Below are 22,482 nucleotides of genomic sequence, written 5' to 3'. Positions count from 1 at the left end.
CCATGGCCGCCGCACCGATCAACCGCGCACTCGACTTCGTGCGCGAAGCCGTCAGCGAAGCAAGCGCCCTGGCGTGGAGCTTCTTCGACTGGCTGGCCCTGGTCGAGTGGCGCCAGCTGTACGTGACCTGGTTCGTGGTCTTCGTATTCGGCCTGTTCTTCCAGCTGGCCGAACCGGCGATCTCGTTCATCCTGATCTCGTTCGGCGTCAAGGTGCTGGCAGGCGGCAAGCGCCGCGCCGAACTCCAGGCAAAGGATGCTTCCGACAAGGCCAATGTGGCCACCCTGGAGCGGCGCCTGATGGAAGCGCAGATGGCCACGCTGCAGGCGCAGGTCGAGCCGCACTTCCTGTTCAATACCCTGGCCCTGATCGGCCAGCTGATCGAGACCGACCCGAAGGAAGCCGCGCGCGTCCATGCCCACCTGATCGAATACCTGCGCTCCTCGCTGCCCCAGATGCGCGCCGGTGGCGGCGGCACGCTGGGCAAGCAGGTGGAACTGTCGAAGGCCTATCTCGCCATCATGCAGGCACGCATGAAGGAACGCCTGGCCGTGCGCTTCGAGGTACCGGATTTCCTGGGCAGCTCGCCCTTCCCGCCGATGATGCTGCAGACCCTGATCGAGAACGCCATCAAGCACGGCCTCGAGCCGAAGGTAGCGGGCGGCACCATCACGATCAAGGCCCATGTCGAAGGCGCGATCCTGCACGTAGACGTCTGCGACGATGGCGTCGGCATCAACCTGCATGCCGACGAAGGCGTGGGCCTGGCCAACATCCGCGAACGCCTGGCCCTGCTGTATGGGAAGGATGCGGAACTGGTGATCGAAATGCCTCCAGGGGGCGGCGCCTGCGCCTCGATCCGCCTGCCGTACCGGATGACGGAGTTCGACTGATGCCTGTTACCGCCCTGATCGCCGACGACGAAGCACCGCTGCGCGAGCAGTTGCGCATGCGCCTGGCGGAGGTATGGCCCGAGCTGCAGATCGTGGGTGAAGCCGCCAACGGCATGGAGGCGCTGGCGCTGGCCGAGCAGCACCAGCCGGACATCGCTTTTCTCGATATCCGCATGCCGGGCATGGGCGGCATCGACGCGGCCCGCCGGCTCTACGACCGCTGCCACATCGTGTTCGTCACCGCCTACGACCAGTATGCGCTGGACGCCTTCGAGCAGGGCGCGATCGACTACCTGCTCAAGCCCGTGACGCCGGCACGCCTGCAGACGACCTGCGAGCGGGTGCGCAAGCGCCTGAACCAGGCGCCACAGGACATCGGCGCCCAGCTGGCGGAACTAGGCACCCTGCTCAAGCAGGGCGGCGCGGCTGCGAAACCGGATTACCTGCGCTGGATCCAGGCCCAGGTCGGCGGCAGCCTGCGCATGATCAGCACCCGCGAGATCCTGTTCTTCCAGGCCGAAGACAAGTACACCTGCGTGCAGACCGCCACCGCCCAGCTCCTGATCCGCAAGACGCTCAAGGAACTGGCGGACGAGCTGGACCCGGACGAGTTCTGGCGCATCCACCGCTCCACCTTGGTGCGGGTGGACGCCATCGCCGAAGTCACGCGCGACCTGCGCGGCCGGCAGATGCTCAAGCTGCGCAACTTCGCCGGCGAGCTGGAAGTCAGCCGCAATCACAGTCACCTGTTCCAGCAGATGTAGCCTCGCCTTGTTCCGGGCTTGCTTAGCCGAACAGGCCGTCGTCGGAACCGTCGCCATCGAAGAAGCCGCCGTTGCCGTCCAGGCCAGGCTCGTTGTCGAGCAGGTTGTCGGACTGGCCGATGTCGCCCAGACCGGCCTGGTCTGCCAGTGCGCTTCCGGACAAGTCGCTGCCTCCCGGTTGGTTATCGCCCAGGAGGTGGGCTGCCGTGTTGCCGTCGTGGTCATGGAAGAGGTTGTCCAGGCCGTGGAACAGGAAGCTGCCGGCCGCGACACCAGCCGCTGTTGCGGCGATCGATCCCAGTAGTCCTCCCCCACCGCTCCCGCCGCGCAGGAAGCCGGGCATGCCGCCGCCCGTCGAGCCCGGGTAGGCGTGTTGGTAGGACATGTGTTGGGACTGGGGGTGAGAGACCTGGCGGCGATGGCCGAAGACGGTATCGAGGAAGCCGCCTTGTTGCTGTTGCTGTTGCGGATGCTGCTGGCGAAGCTGGTTTTCCAGCGTGGCGATCTGGGACTTGGCGCTGTTCAGGGCCTGTTCCATCAGCAGCACACGCTGAACCAGCAGGTAGGCGGCGTCGGGCTGCTGCTCGACCGCGCGCTGAATCAGCGCGTCGGCTTCCGGGTCTTTCTTCAGGCCGCGGGCCTGGACCAGCTGGCCGAGGATATCGTGCAATACCTGTGCGTCGGACGGGGTCATCGTGGGCTCCTCATCGGAATGTGATCAGGAAGACATGTGTGCGGGTCCGGATGAATTCAAGTCTGAATTGAGAATTTTCCCACACCGGAAAAATTTATCCCTGAAAGTAGCGATGAGCTCGAATAGCATTATCAAAACTGACGGCGCCGGATCGAGTGCTTCCAATATGTTGTTGAATCATGGCTGCACCGTGTCACTCTTTCTAATCCATCCTACAGTCTTTCTTTTTCCGTTTTCGTACTGAACAAGATACCACTCGGGCTGTTCGTCAAAAACGTAAATAACGTCGCCTTCCACCAGGTATTCCTTTCGCACAGAAGCACTATCCGGTTGACTATGGAATTTCGCCCTCTTCGCTCCTATTGCATACACTCCAACCCAGGTTCCAACGTTTGGGACTTCCATTGCTATGGCGACCTTAGCCGACGTCTCAACTACCTGCGGCCCTACATTAAACGGAAGTATCCAATCACAATCCCCACCTAAAGATTTCCTAGGAAACACAAGATATGATCGATTCCTTTCGGTTTTTATATAAGCGCTAATGCCAGAGCGATCTTCACCTCCAGATACCCATGTACCCTCCCAGTATTTAACCTCCAATCGATTCAAATTACCCTTGAATACCAATTTGCACTCATCAGTCCTCCCAGGGGCGGTTCTGAGTGCAGCAAGATACCCCGTAATTACCTTTTCATTTGGATTATAGCCATACGCCAAGAATGGATTATCCCAAATTTCCGACCTTGCCGACGGCTTCAATTCAAATGCAAGCACCGGAAATCCAAAACATTGAACCATCGCTGCAACGACCATGAAAATGATATTTCTTGACAGTATCATCAAATATGTCATTCGACTGTCTTCCTGATTGAAGTACGGTTCTTTTTTCTAGTAAGTGGATGCTTGTTAATAAGGTCCACATAAATCTTCTTTCCCGTGACGTGGTGCAACTTGGCAGGATAAAAATAGCAAATCAAGAAGCCCCGGAATGCAATTCCAAGACTCATCCAGCTAACAGGCAGCATAGCCACCAGCAGAAAAACATGTGCGAATGGCAATCCTGCCCAAGCCCTTACAGTACTTATCATCGGCAGCAACATGAACGCCAACACCAAGAATATAACGAAAAACCGATTAGGAGGCATCTGCGAAAACTTATACTTTTTCTCTAAAAGATAGCTGTCGGCGCTCTGGTTATAGTATATTGCGTCCGGCTCTTCTTCATAAATATTCTCACGCATCGATTCATCGTAGAAAATCTCTCGATATATGACAAGAAATTTCTGTCCCCACCAGATATGGCTTACAAAATAGATCAGAAAAACTCCAGTTTTAAACCATACTGAAGAAGTTCCGTAAATCAATAATGATAAAAAGGGAACGATAGCGAATAAAGACACACTGGCGATGCAGATCATGGAAGAACCGAAATATTCGATTTCCCACCCCCATCGAAACAATATCGAAATCACAGACAACAGGAACGAAGCAACCAATATTACGAGGAGTAGTTGCACTATTTTATTATCAAAGAAAGTGATATTCGGAGCTGCGCCGTATGCAAGTGGAAGGCAAATCAGAGCCAGCACCATGGAGACGCCCGCGCCAAAACTCGTGAATGTAGACGGCCTCATTTCCTTCGGATTAGTATCTTCAAGACTCCTCAAAATGAGACCTCCTCATAATCCCACAATAATTTTTTCTTCAGATAATCCCAATTGCCCTTTAAATTTTGCCGTATATGATTCGCCAAGACCGGAGAAATACCTTCTTCATGCGATTCGCCCATCATTACTTTGCCCAACTTTTTATCTGCTACATCGACCCCATACGACACAACAAGTCCCGCCCCCAATGTAAGAGCGCCGACCGCGATGACAACCACGCTTGCCTTGGCACCGAACGCAAACAACGCAACGATGGCCGCAACCACCGGGGCCACAATGGCTGCAATCAGTATCGCCTTGACGACGTTTATTAACAACGACGCAAACAAGTCACATCCATCTTTGGACGCGTCGGCCTTCCATTCCGCGAATGATGTTGCACTACCAAATATGAAAGCTACAATTGCATTTCCCTTAAATGAATTAAGTATTCCTTTAGCTGTAGAAGTCAGCACCGTACTGCCCTTTCCAGCCCCACCGAAAATAGTCATGATACGATCGTGCCCAGCACCATACCCACCCTGCTTGAAAACAGTATTGTGTTTACTATAGCCTGAGAAATAATATGTTGCCTGCCCTCGCACGTAGTGAATTTTCGCCGAAACTAGTCTAAACCCTTTGTGAGTCTTACTGTCCAGGCTTGCTCTCAACCAGTCCCAATTATCCCCAATGTATGCTGCAGTTCCTGCTATTTGGCCTAAGAGCCAGTTGCGGGTTGCCACATCGACTGGATCTAAGTCGATAAGTCCAGAATTGCCACCGCCTTTTTGAATCATTTTCCATACGGCACCGGGGGCATCTTTCACGCTCCCCTTCACTACACACACCAACGGACAGTCTTCATCCACTGGCGCCGCCATGGGGCTAGCCTGTGCAAGCGGAACGCCACCAGGATTTTCGGCGAATTTAGAAATACCGCCCCCCCGATTCGTCCCGATATTTTGAGGAGGCATACCTACAGAAATAATGATAGGTTCTGGCTTAGTAGCTGGAAGATGGTCGTAACGCTTTTTATCGAGTCGGCCTGGATCGATCCTCATAAGCAACTCGCTAGCCGACTTCAGCAAAAGTTCTCCTTTAAACTCGCGTGCCACCCAAAGATGGAGGCGCTCCCCATCGTTGAACAGCACACGTTGTTTGCCGCCTCCAGCTATGAGCTTCTTCTTGTCCGAATGGTAGAAATCTGATCCAGTGGACTCAACAGTGTATGTCCTACCCTGGGCAAGTTTAAGATCAAATATAAGGTCGCGATGCTTTTTTAGAATCACTTGCACCTTGTCGGTTGATCGCCAACATTGCACCGTCTCACCGGGAAGATCGATGCATACGGTTTGGGCCTTAGAAGATTGATCTTTGGGATGTGAAGTCATCTGGCGATCCTTCCACGCGTATATTTAATTGACTAATTTAGTGCCTGCATTCTCGGCTGTTCTTGCTATCTACGCCGAGGCTGCTTAGCACCAAAAGGACCCAGCGGAACCTTCTTTAGGACTGCCTTGCCGCTGCCGTCGAGCGCTGCGTTCTTCTGCAAACCGTTTGTGAAAGTCATTACAATCGGCTCATCAGCAAGCACATTCCCATCCGCATCCACGTATTCGATCTCAAGATCCCGTTTGATATTCAATTCGGACACCTTCATCGCAATATCCACCCCCTTCACACTCACCGGCCCCGCCAACTCCTTCTTGCTCGCCTTGAACTCCACCTTCCCCGGCGCATGCACCTCGATATTCCCGCCCTCGAGCTTGATATACGCCCCCTGCGCAGTTAGCAGCACATGCTTCTTCGGCGCTGAAATCGACACGGACTTGGTCACGCTCGCCACCGTCACCTTCTTGTCCGCAGTAATGGTCGTGGCCCCTGACTGGCTCTGCACACTCAGCTTCCCGCTGGCCGCATGAAGCTTGATCCCCACCTCCTGGTTCGGCTTGTCCTTGTTGCTCGCCTTGCCATAGGTGAACAAGCTGATCCCGCCCGCCGCGAGTGTGGAATTCGCCCCTTGCGCAAGCATATTGATGTCCTGCCCGGCAACGACACTGCTGGTCGTGCCCGCCGACAGCACCGCGTCGGCCGGCGTGCACACGGCAATCCCCGCCGGGCTCGACAATTGCAGTTGCGGCTCGCTGTATGCATCCGCCTGCCCCTCCCCGCCTTTCAACACTTCGGCGCTATGGCGCATCTGCTTGACGGCCGCCAGCTCTTCCGGCTGGGGCTCATCCTTCAGCCTGGCGTTATGCTTGCCCGCCTGGGTGGCAAGGGCGAGCTGAAGCTGGTGCGCCGCATCGATCTGCGCCTCGGCCTCGCGTGCACCGAGCTGGCTGCCGCTGCCGCTGCTACGCATATCTGTCGACAGCAGCATGCCCTGCCCGGCCCGCACGGCAAGGCTGTGCGCGGTCTTCAGCTCGGCGCCGAAACCCACCGGATGCAGGCGTTGGTTGTCCGCCTGGTGCCGCAGGTGTCCGAGGTTCAGCTCGGCTGTTCCGGAATGGGATCTGGCATGATGTTGCAAGGCGAGGCGGGCTTGCCCGGCGCTGTCGTCGAACACGAGCTGGTTGTAGGCCCCGTCGCCGTCCTGGCTGCTTTGCATGGCCTGGGACTTGATGCCGGACAGGGCTGCCGGGTGCGCGTGGCCGCCTTTTTCGCCGGGGAACCAGGGCGAGGCATTGCCGGTCGCTGCCCCACCGCCTTGCGCGACCTGGTTATGCTGGGCGTCGAACTGCCCCCGGCCGTTGTACAGGGCGCCGATGACGACAGGGCGGTCGACATCGCCATCCAGGAAATCGACCAGCACTTCCTGCCCGACGCGCGGCAGCATGTTGCTGCCCCAGTTCGCGCCGGCCACCGGGGTGGCCACGCGGACCCAGGTGCCGGCGGTGTCGTCGGCCGGGGCGCCCGTATGTCCGTCCGGATAAGGATGGCTCACCCGGCCATGGCTGTTCGCGCCGCGTTGCCAGTGGAACTGCACCTTGATCCGATGGTCGCGATCGGTGTGGATCACGGCGCCGGGAGGCCCCACCACGATGGCGGTGTGCTGGCCTCGTACGGTCGGGCTCGGCCGAAGGACGTGGCCGTGCCCATCGATACCAGCGCTGCGGAAAGGGAGACTGGCCAGGATGGCCTCGATACGGTTGCGATACAGAGGCCGCTCGCTCCCGGCTTGCCGTATATCCGGCTGGCCCAGTTCGCCGCTATTGGCGAGTGCCGTCACGCCCTTCCCTAGCAGCTTGCCCACCACATCGGCCATGTCCGCCGAGAGGTTGTTATGCATCAGGTGTTTCGCCCGAACGATGACGAATGTGCGGCCATCGTCACTGTCCGCTTCGTCGAAGCGCGCGTGCCCGCGTAGCGTGAAGCGTGTCCCCGGCATAAAACTGCGCACGGTTCCGGCGCCGATATGCACCTGGCGCGCTGCCTCGCATGCCTGGATCTCGTTGAGGGCCACGCGCTGGCCCTGCTCACGGCTCTGCCAGGCATACACGCCAGGGGTGTCGCGGCTGCTCAACAATGCGGCGCGACTGTCCATACCGGCCGCGCCCACTTGCCGCTGGCGTACGCTGCGGTAATCCCAGCTGCCCATCTCGACCGCATCGGTCGACAAGCGGGTTTCGGTACGCCAGCGGTCGATGCTGTCGGCCTTCATGACGGCGCCGGGACGGGTGAATTCGACCGATGACTGGGGATTTGGCGCAAAAGCGCCGTTGTGGTCGGCAATGACCATCGTGTGGCTGCCCAGCGAGGCGCTGTCCGGGTCGCCGCTGTGCTCGAAGAAGTAGAACAGGCCCTCCTCGTGCATCAGGCGCTGCGCAAAGACCAGGTCGCTCTCCTGGTATTGCGTGGTGAGGCTGCGCTTGGGGTAGACAGCCTGGTCGGCGATGTCATAACGCCATGCCGAAACCAGCTTGCCGCGCCCAGCGTAGCTGCCGAAGACGACATCCAGGATGTCGAAGACCGACATGTCCTGGAAGCTGCGGCTGTCCCTGCCCAGCGACAGGAAGGTGCTCCACGGTTCGATCGTCAGCACATAGCGCACGAAGCCGCCATTGGCGCCGGTGATTTCCGCCGAGGTAATGTATCCGTGGAAGGGGCGTAGGGAGCTGAAGCTCTCAGCCGTCAACAATTGCAGCAAGGCCGGCTGGCCAATCAAGGTTCTGAGCTGCAGGTCCACGTCCGTGCACAATGCGTCGACCTGGAAGCGGTAGCCTTCGCTGATCCCCTCCTCGCCGTGCACGCATTCGGCCAGCAAATCCTTGCCGAGGGGCGTGAATAAGCTGAGCAGGCGCGTGTTCTGGGTGAAACGGCTCAAGGATGCAAGAAGATTGGCGCCATGGACGTGTTCCGACATCGCTGTCTCCCGAGATTGACCACGCGCAGGTGCACGCGATTAAGCGATTACACGCCGGGATTGCGTTTTTGCTCTTGAGAAGGATCAGGCGACATGCCGCGCGACAAGCCAAAACAAAAGCGCTGTCGCATTTCTGCGTACAGCGCTTCTGGCAAGAACCGATGGCCCATGTGCCGAGGCACATCAGGCCGGGAATTGCTAGTTCAGGTCCGCACCGCCAAACGCGTTCGGCAATTGCTGGGCAGCCGTGGTCTCGAACACATCGCCATTCAGGTTGGTCAGCACCACCGGCAGCGCATTGCCGCCCAGTTCCAGGATCACCTGGCGGCAAGCGCCGCAGGGAGCGATCGGGCCGTCGGTCTGGCCGATGACGGCCAGGGCGGTGAAGTCGCCCGGCTTGTAGCCTTCCGCGATGGCGCTGAAAAACGCGGTACGTTCCGCGCAGTTGCACAGGCCGTAGGACGCGTTTTCCACGTTACAGCCGCGGAAGATGCGGCCATCCTTGCATTCCAGCGCGGCGCCGACCTTGAATTTCGAGTACGGGACGTAGGCCTTCTCGCGCGCGGCGCTGGCTTCTTCGATCAGTTTTGCGTATTTCATGAAGCCTCTTATGGACGGATGGTGCGGTGGATCATAGGCGTGGCGGCCGATTTTTCTGCACCGATCTGGTAAGCCGCCTGCACCTGGCGCACGGCCTGCTCGGCAGCTTCCTGGGTGCGTGCATGGACCATCGCCAGTGGCTGTCCAAGCTCGATCTTGTCGCCCAGTTCCACCAGACCAGTGAGGCCAACGGCAAAGTCGATCGAATCCTGCGGACGCACGCGGCCTCCGCCCAGTGCGACCACGGCCAGGCCGAGGCCACGGGTGTCGACCGAGGCGGCATAGCCGGCCTGCGTTGCTACCGCCGGCACGATCACCGGAGCGGTTTCCAGCCAGGCGTCCGGCTTGTCCATCAGGTCGGCCGGGCCGCCCAGGCTTGCCACCATGCGCGCGAAACGCTCGGCGGCTTCGCCCGAATCGAGCGCGGTCTGCAGCCTGGCGCGCGCCTCAAGGTCGTTGGCGGCGATGCCCGAGATCACGAGCATCTCGGCGCACAGCGCCATCGTCACCTCGTGAAGGCGTGCCGGGCGCGATTTACCAGTGAGGTAGTCGATCGCGACGCGCACTTCGACGGCATTGCCGGCGGCGTGGCAGAGCGATTCGTCCATGCCGGTGAGGATGGCCGAGGTGCGGGTGCCCGCGCCATTGCCGACCGCGACGATGCTCTCGGCCAGTTCGACCGATTTCTCAAAGGTCGGCATGAAGGCGCCGCTGCCCACTTTCACGTCCATCACCAGCGCGTCCAGGCCCGCCGACAACTTCTTGGAGAGGATCGAACCCGTGATCATGGCTACCGATTCCACGGTCGCCGTGGTGTCGCGGATGCTGTAGAAGCGCTTGTCGGCCGGCGCCAGCTGGGCGGTCTGGCCGATGATGGCCACGCCGACATCCTTGACCACTTTGCGGAACAGGTCCGGATCGGGCACGGTGCTGTAGCCGGGAATCGAGTCGAACTTGTCGAGCGTGCCGCCGGTGTGGCCCAGGCCGCGGCCCGAGATCATCGGCACGAAGCCGCCGCAGGCGGCGATCATCGGTCCGAGCATGAGCGAGACCACGTCGCCGACGCCGCCGGTCGAGTGCTTGTCGACCACCGGGCCTGGCAGGTTCAGGGATTTCCATTCCAGGACCTGGCCGGAATCGCGCATCGCCAGCGTGAAGGCGACACGTTCGTCCATGGTCATGTCCTTGAAGTAGACCGCCATCGCGAATGCCGCGATCTGGCCTTCGGTGACCGTGTTGTCAGGGATGCCGCGCACGAAGAACTGGATTTCTTCGGCGCTCAAGGTGCCGCCGTCGCGCTTCTTGCGGATGATTTCTTGGGGGAGGAACATATGAATACCCTTTTCTATAACGTAGGGTGGGCGGGTCTCCCGCCCGCGCGGTGATAGTTATCAGTGGCCGGTTCGTGCACGACGACGCAGCCTCCACCTATCACCGCGCGGGCGGCAAAGCCGCCCACCCTACAAATGCGTCCAGCGCGGACGCAAACAATACTTAGACGCCGTACGGAATCCAGACGTTCTTCACCTGGCTGGCATGCTGCAGCACGGTGCGGCCGCAAGCCTGCTTCGCATCGAACCAGTCACGGCCCTTGCCGCCACCCACCCAGGTACGCTTGAGCGAATCGGCCGACAGGCGCTCGACTTCCGCGCAGCCTGCCGCCGAACCGTCGTGACGCCACACGGCATCCACGTCGCCGTGCGACGCCAGCGTGCGCGCCAGTTCGTCGCTGGAGCCGGTGACGATGTTCAGCACGCCGCCCGGCAGGTCCGAGGTATCGAGCACCTGGTACAAATCGGTGGCCGACAGCGGATGCGCTTCCGACGGCACGGCCACCACGCGGTTGCCCAGCGCGATGGCGGGAGCGACCAGCGAGATGAAGCCCAGCAGCGGGTTCTCGTTCGGGCAGATGATGCCGATCACGCCGACCGGCTCGTTCAGCGCGACGGTGATGCCGTGCATCGGCGGCTGGTGGGCCGCGCCGTCGTACTTGTCGCACCATGCGGCCCAGTAGAACAGGCGCTCGATCGAGGCCTGCACTTCGAGCTGCGCGTTGCGCGCGCCGGTCTGGGCGGCGATGCGGGCGACGAATTCGTCGGCGCGGATCGCCAGGTTCTCGGCCATGTAATACAGCACTTGCGCGCGGTTGTGCGCGGTGGCCTTGGACCAGCCGGCCGCCTTGTGTGCGGCTTCCACGGCGTTGCGCAAGTCCTTGCGGTTGCCTTCGCCGACGTCGGCCAGGAAGGCACCGTTGGCGCCGTTGATGGCGCGGCTGTAGGCGCCGTCAGGGCGGGTCTGCTTGCCGCCGATGTAGAGCTTGGCGGTGCGGTCGACGGCAAACGCGTTGCCCTCTTCCGAGGCCTTGACGCGGCCTTTTTCGGCAACGACCGGCGCGGCAGGACGGGCATCTTCCGACACCGGCACCATGTATTCGTACATGCCTTCCTTGCCGCCGTCGCGGCCGAAGCCCGATTCCTTGTAGCCGCCGAAGCCGCAGGCTGCGTCGAACTGGTTGGCGGTGTTGATCCACACCACGCCGGCCTTGATCTGCGGCGCCACGTCCAGCGCCAGCGAGATCGATTCCGACCACACGCAGGCGGCCAGGCCGTACACGGTGTTGTTTGCCAGCTGCACGGCTTCGTGCGGGGTGCGGAAGCTCATGGCGACCAGCACCGGGCCGAAGATCTCGGCCTGGGCCACGGCGGCCGAGGTCGAGGCGCCGGTAATCAAGGTCGGCAGGTACCACGAGCCGGCGGTCGGCGCTTCGCAGCTTGGTTGCCACACTTCGCAGCCTTCGGCACGGGCGGACTCCACCAGGCCGTGGATGCGCTGCTGCTGCACCGGGTCGACCAGCGCGCCGATGTCGTTCGATTTGTCGAGCGGCGAGCCGACGCGCAGGTTCTGCATGCGCAGCTTGACCTTGGCGATGAAGCGGTCGTATACCGATTCCTGCACCAGCAGGCGCGAACCGGCGCAGCAGACCTGGCCCTGGTTGAACCAGATCGAATCGACCAGGCCTTCGACCGCGGCGTCCAGGTCGGCATCGTCGAAGACGATGAAGGGCGACTTGCCGCCCAGTTCCAGCGACAGCTTCTTGCCGGTGCCGGCGGTGGCTTTGCGGATGATGCGGCCCACTTCGGTCGAGCCGGTGAAGGCCAGCTTGTCGATGCCAGGGTGGTTCACGATCGCTTCGCCCACGGCGCCGTCGCCGGTGACGATGTTGACCACGCCCGCAGGCACACCGGCCTGCTGGCAGATCTCGGCGAACAGCAGCGCGGTGAGCGGCGTGTACTCGGCCGGCTTGAACACGATGGTGTTACCGGCGGCCAGCGCCGGTGCGATTTTCCATGCCAGCATCAGCAGCGGGAAGTTCCACGGCACGATCTGGCCGACCACGCCGACGGCGCGGTAGTCCGCGAATTCTTCCGATTGCAGCGCAGCCCAGCCGGCGTGATGATAGAAGTGCCTGCTTGCTAACGGCAGGTCGGCATCGCGGGTTTCGCGGATGGTCTTGCCGTTGTCCAGGGTCTCGAGCACCGCGAACAGGCGCGCATGCTTTTGCAGCAGGCGTGCCAGCGAATACATGATGCGCGCGCGGCCATGGCCACCCAGCGCGACCCAGCCCGGCTGCGCGCGGCGCGCGGCCTGCACGGCGCGTTCGACGTCGTCCGCACCGGCTTGCGTCACTTGCGCCAGCTCGCTGCCGTCGGCAGGGTTGTTGGTGGCGAAGGTGGTGGCGGCGTCGCTCCACGCGCCGTCGATGAACAGGCCGAAACGGCGTCCATGCTGGTCCAGCCACGCAGTTGCTTCCTTGGTGCTTTCTGGTGCGGGGCCGTAGTCCATGGTCTGAAGAATCTCTTTAATAGTTGGCATGACGAATCCGTTGGTATTTAAGGTTGCGCGTGGCGATGGGCGGCCGAGTAGTTGCCGGTGACGTAGTGCTCGAGCTGGCGCTCGATGTCGGTCATCAGGCTCGATGCGCCGATGCGGAACAGGTGCGGCTGCAGCCAGTCGTTGCCGAGTTCTTCCTTCATCACGGTCAGGTATTGCAGCGCGCTCTTCGCAGTCGACACGCCGCCGGCAGGCTTGTAGCCGACCTGGAAGCCGGTCTGCTCGTAGTATTCGCGGATCGCGCGGGTCATCACGAGCGACACCGGGATGGTGGCGTTGACGCCTTCCTTGCCGGTCGAGGTCTTGATGAAATCGGCGCCGGCCATCATGCAGACCCACGAGGCCTTGGCCACGTTGTCCAGCGTGACGATGTCGCCGGTGGCGAGGATCGCTTTCACATGCGCGTCGCCGCAAGCCTGGCGGTAGGCCAGCATCTCGTCGTACAGCGCCTGCCAGTTACCCGTCAACACGTGCTGGCGGGTGATGACGATGTCAATCTCGGTGGCGCCAGCAAGCACCGACAGTTCGATTTCGCGCAGCTTGGTTTCCATGCTCGACAGGCCGGCCGGGAAAGCGGTCGACACCGCGGCGATCGGCAGGCGGCCCTGCAGCACTTTCACGGCCGGGGTGATCATCTCGTGGTAGACGCAGACCGCGCCGGTGGTCAGGCTGTCGATGCCGAGGGCTTGCATCAAATCGGTGCGCAGCGGGCGCATCGCCTTCATGCACAGGCGCTCGACGCGGCCTGGCGTATCGTCGCCGCCGAGGGTGGTCAGGTCCATGCACTCGACCGCGCGGATCAGCCACGCAGCCTGGTATTCCTTCTTGACGGTGCGGCGGTTCGCCAGGCTGGCGGCGCGGCGATCGGCCGCATTGCGGTTGACCTTGATGCTGTTGACCCAACCAAGGTCGAGGGGGGCGGCGGTATTACGTTTGAAATCCAGTGGCTGGGTCATAGCAGTGCGGTTCCGTTCGAGAGTGGTTTGACGCCAAGGTGCTTGGCGAGGGTGGCGCCGATGCTTGAAAAAGTGTCCGCAATCGGCAATTCCTGAGGGGCGACGTTCGGGCCGAAGAAGATCATCGGGATGTGCTCGCGGGTATGGTCCGAACCCGGCGCGGTCGGGTCGCAGCCATGGTCGGCGGTGATCACGCACAGGTCGCCGTCCTTCAGTTTCGCCATGAATTCGGGCATGCGCGCATCCAGTTCGTGCAGCGCATTCGAATAGCCGGCGACGTCGCGGCGGTGGCCGAAGTGCATGTCGAAGTCGACGAAGTTGACAAACGTGAGCGATTTTTCCGGTGCGGTCTCGGTTTCTTCCAGCAGGCGGTCGAACAGCGCCATGTTGTCGACGCCCTTCACCAGCCTGGTCACGCCCTGGGCCGCGAAGATGTCGCTGATCTTGCCCAGCGCGATGACTTCGCCGCCTTCGTTCTTGACGTGGTCGAGCAGGGTCGGCGCGGTTGGCGGCACGGCATAGTCGTGGCGGTTCGAGGTGCGCTTGTACTTGCCGTTCTCGCCCAGGAAGGGACGCGCGATCACGCGGCCGATGTTGTAGGGCTTGACCAGCTCATAGGCCGCTTCGCAGACTTCATACAGGCGCTCGAGGCCGAAATGCTCTTCGTGCGCGGCGATCTGCAGCACCGAGTCGGCCGAGGTGTACAAAATCGGCTTGCCGCTGGCGACATGCTCGTCGCCCAGTTCGTCGATGATGGTGGTGCCCGAGGCATGGCAGTTGCCCAGCCAGCCGGGAACACCCGTCAATTCCTGCAGCTTGTCCGTCAGCTCCTTCGGGAAGGACGGCACGGTCTTCGGGAAGTAGCCCCAGTCGAACAGCACCGGCACGCCGGCGATTTCCCAGTGGCCGCTCTGGGTGTCCTTGCCGGTCGACTGCTCGCGTGCGGCGCCCCAGGCGCCCGTGAAACCGTCGCGCCGGCTGAAACCCGCGGCCCATTCGCCGCTGGCCTTGTGGGCGGCTGCGGCAAGACCCAGGCGCTCGAGATTGGGCAGCGACATCGGCTTGCCTTCTTTCGCGGCCCAGTCGGCGATGTGGCCGAAGGTGTTGGCGCCCGTGTCGCCGTACTTGTCGGCGTCGGGCAGCGCGCCCAGGCCGAACGAGTCGAGCAGGAGGATGAATGCGCGTGACATGGAGTTCGCTCGCTTTCTGTTAGTTGGCTTCGGTGCGTGGGGTCGCGCCCAGGCGCTCGATGAACGAATGGATCAGGGTGACCAGGTCCTTGGCGGCGATGGCCGCGTATTTCAGGGTCTGCTCGTGCGACAGCGGGAACGGGCTCAGGCCCTCCGCCAGGTTGGTGATGGCCGAGACGCCGGCCACTTTCAGGCCGCAGTGGCGCGCGGCGATCACTTCCGGCACCACCGACATGCCGACCACGTCGGCGCCGAGGGTCTTGAAAGCGCGGATTTCGGCGGCGGTCTCAAAATTAGGGCCCGGGCAGGCCAGGTAGACGCCTTCGTTCAGGGTAATGCCACGGGCGGCCGCGGTTTCCTTGATCATCGCGCGCAGCTCGGCGTCATAGGCATTGGCCATGCTGAAGAAGCGCGGGCCGAAGCGGTCGTCGTTCGGGCCGGACATCGGGCTGCCCGGCAGCAGGTTGATGTGGTCGTTCAGGACCACCACGCTGCCGGCATCGACTTCAGGGCGGAGCGAACCGGCCGCATTGGTCACGAACAGCATCTCGCAGCCGATCAGCTTGAAGGTGCGCACGGCGGAAGTCATCACGCTGGCGCCATAGCCTTCGTAGAAGTGGCCGCGGCCCTTCATGCACACGACCGGCACGCCGGCCAGGTTGCCCAGCACCAGCTCACCCGCGTGGCCGTGCACGGTGCTGATCGGGAAGCCCGGCAGCTCGGCATAGCTGATCGACACGACGTCGGTCATCTGCTCGGCGAGCACGCCCAGGCCGGAGCCGAGGATCAGCGCGGCGCGCGGAGCGAAGCCTGGTTTGCGGGCCTTGATGACTTCTGCTGCGTCGAATGGGGTATTGCTGAACATGGTTGTTCCTTGTCGTTTGCGGAATTCGGGAGACGGGATGAAGAGGCAGGCGCCGGAGGGTGCTGCTGAGAAGCGGCACGCGGCACATATCAGCCGGAATATTATAACTATGCACGAGGGCCAATATGTATGGCAAATACCATTTTTCTTGTCGATTTATTTGTTTTAAAAATATATGGACGGGTGTATGGTTGGCTTGCCGATAGTGTTTGACCACCACAAGACATTTGTTTAGTATGCCTAAACACTTGTTTAACGTAGGGTGGGCGGGTTCCCCGCCCGCGCGTTCAAATTACATTTCCCAGCCTGCTCCGTGGCTTGCATAGGCGAGCTGAACGCGCGGGCGGGAGACCCGCCCACCCTACAAAATCAACACCGACACGACCGTGACCGAGCTGCCCAAAAAAGAACAATTGTACGAGCTGATCCGCGCGAATCCCTTCATTTCGCAGCAGGACCTCGCCACCCAGCTGGGGCTGTCGCGCTCGGCCGTCGCCAATTACATCGCCACGCTCGTGCGCGAGCGCCGCATCCTCGGGCGCGCCTATGTGCTGCCGGACCAGCGCCCGATCCTGTGCATCGGCGCCTCGAACCTCGACCGCAAGCTGCGTACGCTCGGCAAGCTGGCGCTCGGCACCTCGAATCCGGCAACGCAAAGTGAATCCTTCGGCGGCGTCGCCCGCAACATCGCCGAGAACCTGGCGCGCCTTGGCGCCCCGACCGCCCTGATCACGGCGGTGGGCAACGACGCCTCGGGCCGCGCCCTGCTCGCCCACCTTGACGACGCCGGCATCGACACCCGCGGCGCCCTGCGCCTGGATGGCGCCAGCAGCGGCACCTATACCGCGGTGCTGGACCAGGACGGCGAAATGACCGTGGCCCTGGCCGACATGGCGCTCAACGACCGGATCACGCCCGCATTTCTCCCCACCCGCCAGCAGCAGCGCGCCAGTGCAGCCCTGGTGGTGGCCGACCTGAACCTGCCGATGGAAACCATCGCCGCCCTGCGCGACGATGCGGCGCGCGACGGCGTCGCGCTGGTGCTGGTGGCCGTGTCCGAACCGAAGATGGCGCGCCTGCCCGCCAGCCTGATTGGGGTGCGCCTCCTGATCCTGAACGAAGGCGAACTGGCGACCCGCGTCGGCCGCAGCCTTGGCAGCGAGCTGGAGGTCGATGCGGCCTGCGCCGAGGTGCAGCGCCAGGGCGCGCAGGACCTGGTCGTCACGCGCGGCGCGCGCGGCATCTTGTATACCTCGGCTGCCGGCCCGATGCGCCTGGATGCGCCCAAGGTCGACGTGGTCGACGTCACCGGCGCGGGCGACGCCTTTGCCGCCGCCGTCTGCTGGTCGCTGCACAGCGGCGAAGGCGACCTGGCGCTGGCCTGCCGCCGCGGCCTGCAGCTATCGGCCATGACCATCGCCTGCCAACAGACCGTCTGCCCGCTGCTGGCGCCCGGCCATTTCGACGGCCTCGCGACCACCCCTACCGAATCCGTACTGGACTAATCATATGCACTCCTTCCTCCTGTTCTCGCCCGAAGTGGCGGCCGCCCGCACCGCCGGCAAACCCGTCGTCGCGCTCGAGTCGACCATCATTTCGCACGGCATGCCCTACCCGCAGAACGTGCAGACCGCACGCGAAGTCGAGCAGGTGATCCGCGACGCCGGCGCGGTGCCGGCCACCATCGCCATCATTGGCGGCAAGATCTGCGTCGGCTTATCAAGCGAGCAGTTGGAACTGCTCGGCTCTTCGCCCGACGCGATGAAAGTCAGCCGGCGCGACCTGGCCTATGTGCTGTCGCAGAAGCGCCTGGGCGCCACCACGGTCGCCGCAACCATGATCTGCGCCCAGCTGGCCGGCATCGAGGTGTTCGTCACCGGCGGCATCGGCGGCGTGCACCGCGGCGCCGAGACCAGCTTCGACATCTCGGCCGACCTGCAGGAATTGGCCCACACCAGCGTGGCGGTGGTCTGCGCCGGCGTGAAATCGATCCTCGACATCGGCCTGACCCTCGAATACCTGGAAACCAACGGCGTACCGGTGGTGAGCGTGGGCCAGCCGGGCTTCCCGGCCTTCTTCACCCGCGACAGCGGCTTCAAGGCCGACTTCCAGCTCGACACGCCGGAAGAGCAGGCGGCCTTCATCCGCACTAAATGGCAGCTCGGCCTGCTAGGTGGCGTGGTGGTCAGCAATCCGGTGCCGCTTGACGCCGCGATGCCAACCGGGGAAATCGACACGTTCATCCATCAGGCGCTGGGCGAAGCGACCCAGCAGGGCATCAAGGGCAAGGCGGTCACGCCCTTCCTGCTCTCGCGCATCAAGGAGCTGACCGGGGGCCGCAGCCTGGCGACCAATATCGCGCTGGTCAAGCACAACGCCCTGGTCGGCGCGCGCATGGCGGTGGCGCTGAACGCCCTGCCCTCGGCTTGAGTCGCCCGCTGCCATGTCGATCGACCTGAAACAGCTGCGCTATTTCCTCGCGGTGGCCGAAGAGAAAAGCTTCTCGCGCGCGGCCGAACGCCTGCACATCTCGCAGCCGCCGCTGAGCCAGCAGATCATGAAGCTCGAGAGCGAACTCGGAGTGCGCCTGTTCACCCGCACCACCCGCAGCTTCGAGCTGACGGTGGCGGGCAAGGCCTTGATGAGCGAGGCGGCCGAGCTGCTGGCCAAGATGCGCATGACGATCGACACCATCCGCCAGATCGACCGCGGCGAAGTCGGCCGCCTGCGCGTGGGCATCGTCGGCTCGGCGATGTGGGGGCCGATCCCCGGCCTGCTGGAACAGTTCCAGAGCCAGTATCCACGCGTGACCTGGACCATCCATGAGCTGGGGCCGAACGACCAGTGGGAAGCGCTGCGCGCGCGCCAGATCGACGTCGGCTTCTGGCGCGAGCCGCGCATCGAGCCGGACGTGCTGAAACAGGCCAACCTGCGCCAGGACCTGTGCTCGCGCGAGGACGTGTGCGTGGCGATCAGCGAACGCCATCCGCTGGCGCGCATGGACGCCATCGAACTGATCGACATCGCGCATGAACCGATGCTCACCCTGCACCTGGAACAGTCGGCCGAGCCGCGCTACCTGATCCAGTGCTGCGTGAATGCCGGCTTCCAGCCGACCATTTTCCAGGAGGCGGCCGAGCCGCAGACGCTGCTGGCCATGGTCGGCGCCGGCCTGGGCGTGGCGCTGCTGCCGCAGACCACCAGCCGCATCGGCTGGCCGGGCGTGCGCTTCCTGCCGGTGCGCACCGATGCCCCCTCGGCCAATTTGTACATCACTTACCTGGCGCAGGACGATGCGCCGGTGGTGCGGGCCTTCCTGAACATCCTGTTCCCGGACTCCGCGCCCAGGCCGGAGTGAAGCCTACTGCCGCTTGATCTCGACCGCGACGGTATTGAGCGAGGCGATCTGGTGGCGCCGCTCGGCGGGCCGGGTCAGCACCCGCATCGTGATTTCCAGGGGAACGCCGATCCCGGCCAGCTCGGTAGCGGCGCGCGGGCGCCCTTCGCTCGCGGCCTCGTGGATGGCGGCATCGATCAGCAATGCTGTTTTATAGTCGCTTCGTCGGTCCATCCTTAAATCCTACCATTCTTTGTGCATACATCAGGGGCCTTGCGCTCTGATGTGGTAGGCGGGCCGGTTTTTCTTCGAAAAAATCCAACTTTCTTTATTCTGCGTTACTTTGCGCACGGTTCGCGGCCGGATCCCAAGGCAAACTCTTGTCAAAACATGAATACTTAAATAACCCCTTCCACAAGGAGCACACCATGCAAAAGACCACCGCTACCATTTCCGCCCTGATGCTTGCCGTCGCAGTGATGGCCACCGGCTGCAAGAAAGCCGACGACAACCCGAACATGGGTCCTGCGCAAGAAGCCGGCGCTGCCGTCGACAACGCAGGCGCAAAAGTCGCTGAAGAAACCAAGGAAGCCGCACGCGAGACCGAAGCCGCTGCCGACCGCGCCGCTGCCAACGTCGACGCTGCCGCCGAGCGCGCTGGCGACAAGATCGAGGCTGCCGGCGCCGAAGTGAAGCAGGAATCCAAGGAAGCCGCTGCCGAAGTGCGCGCAGCGTCGGACAAAGTGGGCGACAAGACTGGCGCCGCACTGGAACGTGCCGGCGAGAAGCTGCAGGAAAAGCGTTAATCGCTTCACTGCTCAGCAAAAAAGAACCGGGGCCGCGGCCCCGGTTTTTTTACGCCTGTCGTAGGGTGGTCGGCTCCGCCGACCGCGCGTTCAAGCAGACCGTGAGCCGCCACAGTGCATGCTGGAGTCGAACGCGCGGTCGGGAGGACCCGACCACCCTACGAAATTCACCGTTTCAAGCAGACTTTAGTGCGTGGCGCCGCCTGCGTGGGCCACATCCTGCTCGACCGTCACCGCCATCTCGACCGCGATGCGGATGCCGGCAATGATGTCGTCGAGCGCCATCGACGGCGGCTCGTCCATCCGGCCTTCAAGCTGCTCCGGCAGGAAGGGCACGTGGATGAAGCCCGCCTTGACCGCGCGCCCCGCCACGTGGTGCATCAGCCCATAGAACACATGGTTGCACACGAAGGTGCCGGCCGTCTGCGACACCGCCGCCCGCAAGCCGGCCGCACGTATGGCCGCGACCATCGACTTGATCGGCAGCGTGGTGAAATAGGCCGCCGGCCCATCGGCATCGATGGGCCGATCCACCGGCTGGGCGCCGGCGTTGTCGACGATCGAGGCGTCGTCCACATTGATCGCCACGCGCTCGACCGAGATCTCGGCGCGCCCGCCGGCCTGGCCCACGGCGATGACGACATCCGGCGCGAGCTCGTCCACCATGGCGGCCAGCGCACGGTTGGCCTCGACGAACACGCAGGGCAGCTGGCGCACTTCGACGCGAAAAGCCTCCCCGCTCCAGCCCTCGAGCGCGCGCACGGCCTCCCAGGCCGGGTTGATGGTCGCCCCGTTGAAGGGCTCGAAGCCGGTCAGTAAAACGGTTTTCATCGGTTCATCAAGAAATACAGCAGGAAGATATTCGACGCCAAGAGCGGCAGCGCGGTCGGGATCTGGGCACGAATGACGGCGTTCTTGTCGGGCAGGTCGAGCAGCGCGGCCGGCACGATATTGAAGTTCGCCGCCATCGGCGTCATCAATGTACCGCAATACGCGCTGAACATGCCGATCGCCGCCATCACGGCCGGGTTGGCGCCATACACGCCGACCAGCACCGGAATGCCGACGCCGCCCGCCATCACCGGGAAGGCGGCGAAGCCGTTGCCCATCACGATTGTGAACAAGGCCATGCCGATGCAGAACACGCTTACTGCGATGAAGCGCGAATCCATGTTGATGTAGGACGTCGTCACATGCGCGACCGCCTTGCCCACGCCGGCTTCGGAAAACAGCAGGCCGAGCACCGCCAGCATGTGCGGCAGCACCACGGCCCAGCTCATCGCATCGACCAGCCGGCGTGCCTCGCGCACGCCCTGCAGCGGCGTGGAGCGTGTCATCCAGCAGGCAGCGCCCAGGGCCACGATCGCGGCGCAGCCCAGGCTCACCAGGGTCAGGTGCTTCGGGTCGAGCAGCTGCATGCCGCCAAGCTGCACGTCCTTGAACAGGGTCGCCCCGAGCATGGTCACCAGCGGCAGCAGCAGCGCGGGGATGAACAGGCGGTTGCCAAGCCGCGTGCTGCTTTCGCGGCGCGTCTCTTCCGGCAGCGTGGCAGGCTTGCCCGCGGTGACGCCCTTGAAGCCGGCGACCAGCGCCATCAGGATCATCAGCGCGCCCACCAGGGCCGGCGGCAGGCGCTCGCCCGCCAGGTAGAGCAGCGCGTACAGGCTCCAGAACAGCGCAGTCGTAAAGCGGCGCGGGTTGCTGCGGTCGACCAGGTTCATCGCGGCGACCGCCACGAACAGCAGGCCGACCAGGATATAGAAGAAGTCGAGCGTGATCATGGCTTGCCCATCTCCCGGCGAATCTCGCCATCGAGCCGGCGCAGGTTCCATGCATGGATGACGAAGGCGGTGATCGCAGTGGGGATGCCCCACAGCGCCATGTGCATCGGATCGACCGCGATGCCCTCGGCCTGCAGGATGGTCTGCATCAGCACGATGGCCCCAAAAGCGACAAAGATGTCTTCGCCGAAAAACAGGCCGACGTTGTCGGTCGCCGCCGCCATCGCGCGAATGCGGTGGCGCACGTGGTCGGGCAGCGCGCCATACTGGGTTTCGGCCGCGGCTTCGGCCATCGGCGCCACCAGCGGGCGCACCATCGAGGCCTGGCCGCCCAGGCTGGTCAGGCCGGCGGCGGCCGAGGTCTCGCGCGCGAACAGGTAGACGATCAGGAGGCGCCCGGCGGTGGCCGAGCGCACTTTGGCGATCGCGGTCTGGGCCCGCTCGCGCAGACCGAAGCGCTCCAGCAGGCCGATGGCGGCCAGCGGCAGCAGCAGGATCAGCGGCAGGTTGCGCGTCTTCACGAAGGCGGTGCCGAGCGACTCCAGGATGGCAAGCGGCGGCATGAAGGCCGCGGCGCCGGTGACGCCGCAGGCCGCGACCACCACCAGCACCGGATTGGCGCGCAGCAGGAAGCCGGCGACGATGACTGCGACGCCGAGCAGCGGCCACAGGTTGACTGCAGATTGCATGGAT

Annotated in this window: 21 protein-coding genes; 6 read left to right on the top strand and 15 right to left on the bottom strand. The window is 62.8% G+C overall.

Going from position 1 to position 22,482, the window contains the following annotated elements:
- Positions 1-2 precede the first annotated feature (2 nt).
- On the top strand, positions 3-893 hold the full coding sequence (locus AC56LR_RS04660) for a sensor histidine kinase (protein WP_497128000.1): 891 nt from the start codon (positions 3-5) through the stop codon (positions 891-893).
- Entirely contained in the window at positions 893-1,657 is a 765-nt protein-coding gene (locus AC56LR_RS04655) for a LytR/AlgR family response regulator transcription factor (RefSeq protein WP_497127998.1), read from the top strand. Before AC56LR_RS04660 ends, AC56LR_RS04655 begins: the two co-directional genes overlap by 1 nt.
- A 22-nt stretch (positions 1,658-1,679) precedes the next feature.
- Here AC56LR_RS04655 and AC56LR_RS04650 read toward each other — a convergent pair whose 3' ends face one another.
- The 11 genes from AC56LR_RS04650 to xapA all read right to left on the bottom strand — a co-directional run bounded on the left by AC56LR_RS04650 (position 1,680) and on the right by xapA (position 15,865).
- Positions 1,680-2,351, bottom strand: a complete 672-nt coding sequence (locus tag AC56LR_RS04650) for a DUF2076 family protein (protein WP_497127995.1) — start codon at positions 2,349-2,351, stop codon at positions 1,680-1,682.
- A gap of 177 nt (positions 2,352-2,528) precedes the next feature.
- Positions 2,529-3,206, bottom strand: a complete 678-nt coding sequence (locus AC56LR_RS04645; protein WP_497127993.1) for a hypothetical protein — start codon at positions 3,204-3,206, stop codon at positions 2,529-2,531.
- Entirely contained in the window at positions 3,203-3,946 is a 744-nt protein-coding gene (locus tag AC56LR_RS04640; RefSeq protein ID WP_497127991.1) for a hypothetical protein, read from the bottom strand. Before AC56LR_RS04640 ends, AC56LR_RS04645 begins: the two co-directional genes overlap by 4 nt.
- Before the next feature lie 71 nt (positions 3,947-4,017).
- Positions 4,018-5,391 (bottom strand): hypothetical protein, encoded by a 1,374-nt coding sequence (locus tag AC56LR_RS04635; protein WP_497127989.1) that lies wholly within the window; start codon positions 5,389-5,391, stop codon positions 4,018-4,020.
- A gap of 65 nt (positions 5,392-5,456) precedes the next feature.
- Positions 5,457-8,363, bottom strand: coding sequence for a type VI secretion system Vgr family protein (locus AC56LR_RS04630; RefSeq protein ID WP_497127987.1), 2,907 nt, complete (start codon positions 8,361-8,363; stop codon positions 5,457-5,459).
- Positions 8,364-8,561: 198 nt separating this feature from the next.
- Entirely contained in the window at positions 8,562-8,963 is a 402-nt protein-coding gene (locus AC56LR_RS04625) for a cytidine deaminase (RefSeq protein WP_497127985.1), read from the bottom strand.
- 8 nt (positions 8,964-8,971) lie between these two features.
- Positions 8,972-10,294 carry a thymidine phosphorylase gene (deoA, locus tag AC56LR_RS04620; RefSeq protein WP_497127983.1) on the bottom strand — a complete coding sequence of 441 codons (1,323 nt, stop codon included), beginning with the start codon at positions 10,292-10,294 and terminating at the stop codon, positions 8,972-8,974.
- A gap of 163 nt (positions 10,295-10,457) precedes the next feature.
- Positions 10,458-12,836, bottom strand: coding sequence for an aldehyde dehydrogenase family protein (locus tag AC56LR_RS04615; RefSeq protein WP_497127981.1), 2,379 nt, complete (start codon positions 12,834-12,836; stop codon positions 10,458-10,460).
- 17 nt (positions 12,837-12,853) lie between these two features.
- Positions 12,854-13,810, bottom strand: a complete 957-nt coding sequence (gene deoC / locus AC56LR_RS04610; protein ID WP_497127979.1) for a deoxyribose-phosphate aldolase — start codon at positions 13,808-13,810, stop codon at positions 12,854-12,856.
- Entirely contained in the window at positions 13,807-15,000 is a 1,194-nt protein-coding gene (locus tag AC56LR_RS04605) for a phosphopentomutase (protein WP_497127977.1), read from the bottom strand. Before AC56LR_RS04605 ends, deoC begins: the two co-directional genes overlap by 4 nt.
- A gap of 19 nt (positions 15,001-15,019) precedes the next feature.
- The gene (gene xapA / locus AC56LR_RS04600) at positions 15,020-15,865 is read right to left on the bottom strand and encodes a xanthosine phosphorylase (RefSeq protein ID WP_497127975.1); all 846 of its coding nucleotides are present in this window, start codon (positions 15,863-15,865) and stop codon (positions 15,020-15,022) included.
- Positions 15,866-16,251: 386 nt separating this feature from the next.
- On the opposite strand from xapA, the gene AC56LR_RS04595 reads away from it, so the two are divergent.
- From AC56LR_RS04595 to AC56LR_RS04585, 3 genes are read left to right on the top strand one after another with little or no spacing between them, the layout of a single operon-like run.
- Positions 16,252-17,370, top strand: coding sequence for a carbohydrate kinase (locus AC56LR_RS04595; RefSeq protein ID WP_497127972.1), 1,119 nt, complete (start codon positions 16,252-16,254; stop codon positions 17,368-17,370).
- Positions 17,371-17,374: 4 nt separating this feature from the next.
- On the top strand, positions 17,375-18,295 hold the full coding sequence (locus AC56LR_RS04590) for a pseudouridine-5'-phosphate glycosidase (protein WP_497127970.1): 921 nt from the start codon (positions 17,375-17,377) through the stop codon (positions 18,293-18,295).
- Positions 18,296-18,308: 13 nt separating this feature from the next.
- The gene (locus tag AC56LR_RS04585) at positions 18,309-19,223 is read left to right on the top strand and encodes a LysR family transcriptional regulator (RefSeq protein ID WP_497127968.1); all 915 of its coding nucleotides are present in this window, start codon (positions 18,309-18,311) and stop codon (positions 19,221-19,223) included.
- Between the two features lie 3 nt (positions 19,224-19,226).
- On the opposite strand, the gene AC56LR_RS04580 is transcribed toward AC56LR_RS04585, so the two are convergent.
- Positions 19,227-19,436, bottom strand: coding sequence for a hypothetical protein (locus AC56LR_RS04580; RefSeq protein ID WP_497127966.1), 210 nt, complete (start codon positions 19,434-19,436; stop codon positions 19,227-19,229).
- Positions 19,437-19,630: 194 nt separating this feature from the next.
- On the opposite strand from AC56LR_RS04580, the gene AC56LR_RS04575 reads away from it, so the two are divergent.
- Complete coding sequence (locus AC56LR_RS04575) at positions 19,631-20,008, top strand: hypothetical protein (protein ID WP_497127964.1); 378 nt, start codon at positions 19,631-19,633, stop codon at positions 20,006-20,008.
- A 186-nt stretch (positions 20,009-20,194) separates the two neighbouring features.
- Here the strand turns inward: AC56LR_RS04575 and pcp are convergent, their stop codons facing one another.
- Genes pcp through AC56LR_RS04560 form a run of 3 tightly spaced genes read right to left on the bottom strand, consistent with a single transcriptional unit; the run spans position 20,195 to position 22,478 of the window.
- A complete protein-coding gene (pcp, locus tag AC56LR_RS04570) occupies positions 20,195-20,839 on the bottom strand; it encodes a pyroglutamyl-peptidase I (protein ID WP_497127962.1) in 645 nt (214 codons plus the stop codon).
- Positions 20,836-21,789 (bottom strand): DUF979 domain-containing protein, encoded by a 954-nt coding sequence (locus AC56LR_RS04565; RefSeq protein ID WP_497127960.1) that lies wholly within the window; start codon positions 21,787-21,789, stop codon positions 20,836-20,838. Before AC56LR_RS04565 ends, pcp begins: the two co-directional genes overlap by 4 nt.
- On the bottom strand, positions 21,786-22,478 hold the full coding sequence (locus tag AC56LR_RS04560) for a DUF969 domain-containing protein (protein WP_497127958.1): 693 nt from the start codon (positions 22,476-22,478) through the stop codon (positions 21,786-21,788). The genes AC56LR_RS04565 and AC56LR_RS04560 overlap by 4 nt, the downstream gene beginning before the upstream one ends.
- Between the last annotated feature and the right edge of the window lie 4 nt (positions 22,479-22,482).

It is taken from the genome of Telluria sp. ZT3P39, from assembly GCF_059685935.1.
Note: the sequence above shows the minus strand (reverse complement) of the source record. Positions and strands in the feature narration are given on the sequence as shown.